Origin of the sequence: Microbacterium sp., from assembly GCF_029263575.1 — a bacterium.
GTDB lineage: Bacteria > Actinomycetota > Actinomycetes > Actinomycetales > Microbacteriaceae > Microbacterium.
Genome location: NZ_JAJUFV010000223.1, coordinates 1 through 3608, shown reverse-complemented (window position 1 = coordinate 3608; position 3608 = coordinate 1). Strand labels below are relative to the sequence as shown.

The 3608-nt window shown below is 66.6% G+C and carries 5 protein-coding genes; 4 read left to right on the top strand and 1 reads right to left on the bottom strand.

Features of this window, described 5'->3' with window-relative positions; genetic code table 11:
- The coding region (locus Q1J95_RS15225) for a peptide-methionine (S)-S-oxide reductase (protein ID WP_300269174.1) at nt 1-297 on the bottom strand (297 nt) is incomplete at its 3' end.
- A 67-nt stretch (nt 298-364) separates the two neighbouring features.
- On the opposite strand from Q1J95_RS15225, the gene Q1J95_RS15220 reads away from it, so the two are divergent.
- The 4 genes from Q1J95_RS15220 to Q1J95_RS15205 all read left to right on the top strand — a co-directional run.
- On the top strand, nt 365-1057 hold the full coding sequence (locus Q1J95_RS15220; protein ID WP_300269173.1) for a YigZ family protein: 693 nt from the start codon (nt 365-367) through the stop codon (nt 1055-1057).
- 34 nt (nt 1058-1091) lie between these two features.
- Entirely contained in the window at nt 1092-2009 is a 918-nt protein-coding gene (locus tag Q1J95_RS15215; RefSeq protein ID WP_300269170.1) for a DUF808 domain-containing protein, read from the top strand.
- A gap of 39 nt (nt 2010-2048) precedes the next feature.
- On the top strand, nt 2049-2765 hold the full coding sequence (gene pnuC, locus Q1J95_RS15210; RefSeq protein WP_300269168.1) for a nicotinamide riboside transporter PnuC: 717 nt from the start codon (nt 2049-2051) through the stop codon (nt 2763-2765).
- Nucleotides 2765-3608 (top strand): DnaJ domain-containing protein (locus Q1J95_RS15205; RefSeq protein ID WP_300269165.1); only part of this gene is annotated, 844 nt, incomplete at its 3' end. The genes pnuC and Q1J95_RS15205, both read left to right, overlap by 1 nt.

The following is a 3608-nucleotide window of genomic DNA, read 5'->3' as shown; positions in this document are numbered from 1 at the left end:
GGAGCCGATGTCGTTGCCCTGCCGGTTCAGGGTCGTCGGGTCGTGGATCTGGAAGAAGAACGCGAGAATGTCGCGGTACGTCGTCTCGTTCGGGTCGAACACGATCTCGATCGCCTCGGCGTGGCCGGGGTGGTTGCGGTACGTCGCGTGATCGTTGGAGCCGCCGGTGTAGCCGACGCGGGTGTCGAGCACGCCGGGCTCGCGCCGGATCAAGTCTTCCATCCCCCAGAAGCAGCCTCCTGCCAGGACGGCCGTCTCAGTTCCGGGTCTGCGTGTGATGGTTCCGGTATCGGTCATGGCGTCCATTCTTCCACCCGTCAGCATCCCTCGGGCCGTGCTCGCCTGCTCGGTAGTCTGGAAGACGATGACCACTGCGCGCACGTACCCGATGACGATAGCGGATGCCGTCACCTACGAGATCGTCATCAAGAAGTCGCGGTTCATCGCCCAGGTCGCACCGGTCGGTGCCGACCGGGAGCGCTCGTCTACGGCATCCGTCTCGCAGGCGGACAAGATCATCGCGAGTATTCGCAAGCAGGCGTGGGATGCGGCGCACAACTGCACTGCGATGATCACGGGGCTGCAGGGTGAGCAGGCACGCTCGTCGGATGACGGCGAACCGTCCGGCACGGCGGGGGTGCCGATGCTCGAGGTGCTGCGCCAGCGCGAGCTGACCGACGTGGTGGCCGTCGTGACGCGGTACTTCGGCGGCACGAAACTCGGCGCCGGCGGGCTTGTGCGGGCGTACTCGACGGCGGTCTCGGAAGCACTCGAGCGCGCCGCGCTCGTCCGGCGCGAGGTGCTCATGCAGGTGCAGATCGAGGTCGCGCACGCCGACGCCGGGCGCCTCGACAATCTGCTGCGCGACTGGGCCGACCGCCACGACGCCACCGTCGGCGAGCCCCGCTACGGCGCGACCGCCCGCCTCGAGCTCTGGGTTGCGCCGAGCGAGCTCGATGCGTTGCACGCCGATCTGGCCGCGGCATCCGCTGGTTCGGTCGTTCCGATTCTCGGCGATGAGCGCATCGTCGATGTGCCGGTGACCCGCACAGGATAATCTTGCAACCCGACACCACTCACCAGGGGGACACATGTCTGTAGGTCTGCTCGCCGTCGTCGACGACATCCTGAGCGCGGCACTGAAGGCGTCGGCGAAGTCGGCGGGTGTGGTGATCGACGACGCGGCGGTGACCCCGCAGTACGTGCAGGGCATCACGCCGGCACGCGAGCTGCCGGTCGTGGCGAAGATCACGCTCGGCTCGCTGGTGAACAAGTTCGTCATCATCATTCCCATCGCGCTCCTGCTGACCGCGTTCGCTCCGTGGGTTCTGCCGTTTCTGTTGATCATCGGCGGCACGTATCTGTGCTTCGAAGGTGCGGAGAAGGTGCTGGAGTGGTTCGGGTTCCACCACGACGACGGCGACGAGGGCGCTCGCAATGAGAACAAGCTCGTGTGGGGAGCCGTGCGCACCGACCTGATCCTGTCGACGGAGATCATGCTCATCTCGCTGTCGAACCTCGATGCGGGCCTGAGCATCTGGATGACCCTCGCCATCCTCGCCGTCATCGCCCTGATGATGACCATCATCGTCTACGGCGCGGTCGCGCTGCTGGTGAAGATCGATGACATCGGCTTGAAGATGGCCAAGAACGAGTCGCGCCGTGTACGGCACACCGGCACGCGGATCGTCCGGTCGATGCCGGCCGTGTTCCGCGTGATCAGCGTGGTCGGCACCGTGGCGATGCTGTGGGTCGGCGGGCACCTGCTGCTCGCGAACCTCGGCGAGGTGGGCCTTTCGTTCTTCAGCGACATGCTGCACGGCATCCATGATCTGCTGGCGCCTGCCGGCCCCGTGATCGCCTGGCTCGGCGAGACGTTCGTCTCTGCCGTGGCGGGCTTGGCCATTGGCCTGGTCGTCGTGGGCGTGGTGTTGGCGATCAGCCGGATGCTGGGCAAGAAGCCGCCGTTCCACGAGGGCGGCGAGTCGCCCGCGAAGGTGGCCGTTTAGGCAGCGACTGTCACCTCAGAGACGAGCACAGGGGGAATCATGGACGTCCTGCGATGGCTCGTCGACGCCTTCAACTCGCAGTGGTTGCTGCCCGGCGGTCAGAGTCTGCTGATCCGCGAGGTCGTCGGAAACGTCTTCGGTCTCGCCAGTGCGCTGGGCGGCATGCGCCGCAAGGTCTGGGCGTGGCCCGTCGGCATCGTCGGCAACCTGCTGCTGCTCACCGTCTTTCTCGGGTCGATCCTGAACCCCGCACACTCGCTGCCGAACCTGCTCGGCCAGGCCGGACGGCAGGTGATGTTCATCGCCGTCGCGATCTATGGCTGGGTGCGGTGGCGTCAGGCCCACGCCGATGAAGGGCAGATCACCCCGCGCTGGGCGCCGAACAGCGCGCGCATCGGGCTCATCCTCGCCCTGGTGATCGGCACGGTCGCGCTCACTCCCCTGTTCCGCGTGCTCGGGTCGTATGAACCGGTCTGGGCGGATGCCTGGACGTTCGTCGGATCTCTTCTCGCGACGTACGGCATGGCCAAGGGGTGGACGGAGTTCTGGCTGATCTGGATCGCCGTCGATGTCGTCGGCGTTCCCTTGCTGTTCAGCGCGGGGTACTACGCCACCGGATTCATGTATGTCTTCTACGGAGCGTTCACCGCGGTGGGGTTCATCGTCTGGTGGCGTGCGCAAGCGAATGCGAAGCCGACGATCGACACGATCATGCCCGACCCTCGGGTGGCGGCATCCGACGATAATAGAGACTGATGTTCGACAGTCCGCTCTCTGACTCCGCGTATGAGGTGCTCGGCGTCGACCCCACGGCATCCGACGATGAGCTGCGTCGCGCTTACCGCTTGCGGCTTCGCCAGACGCACCCGGATACGGGCGGCGATGCGGCGGAGTTCATCCAGGTGCAGCGTGCGTGGGAGCTCGTCGGCACACCCGAGGCCCGTGCCGCCTACGACCGTGGGCATGGGTTCGGCACCACACCGCACGAGCCGCAGTGGAATGGGTGGCAGGCTCGCCCCACCCCGACCGATTCGCGTCCGCGGGCGCGTTCGTACGGGCATCCGGGAGGGTGGCGGCGCGAGCGCTACCTGGGGCTGATCCGCGAGTGGGCCGGTCACGGCGTCGCCGTCGACGACCCCTACGACCCGGCGCTGGTGCGGTCGGCGCCGCGAGAATTACGTCGGATGCTGGCGGATGCCCTCGCCGAGGAAGACACCGCCCGCACGATCTCAGATCTCGGGATGGGATTCACTGTCTGGCACGATGTCGCCACGGGGACGGATGCCGAAGACAAGCTCGATCACGTCATTCTCAGTCCGTCGGGCCTGTATGGCGTCATGTCAGAGGACTTCGGTGAGAGCGTGAAGTTCCGCCGAGGTGAGATCACCGGACCGGGCATCGGCGGCCGCGCCAGCAAACCGCCGATCGCCAGCCTGCTCGCCCGCATGCGCATCATCGCCCGCGCGGCGAAGGTGCGCTTCGGCGGGGCGATCGTGGTTCTTCCCGACGACGATCTGGATCAGGCCGTCACTCCCCTCGGGAAGGTTCGCGGTGTTCCTGTCGTCGTGGTGCGCCACAGTGCGCTGAGCATGGTGCTGC

Excerpts from the sequence above, each read along its gene's own strand:
- Q1J95_RS15220 (WP_300269173.1), top strand. The coding sequence starts at position 365 with ATGACCACTGCGCGCACGTACCCGATGACGATAGCGGATGCCGTCACC.
- Q1J95_RS15215 (WP_300269170.1), top strand. The coding sequence starts at position 1,092 with ATGTCTGTAGGTCTGCTCGCCGTCGTCGACGACATCCTGAGCGCGGCA.
- pnuC (WP_300269168.1), top strand. The coding sequence starts at position 2,049 with ATGGACGTCCTGCGATGGCTCGTCGACGCCTTCAACTCGCAGTGGTTG.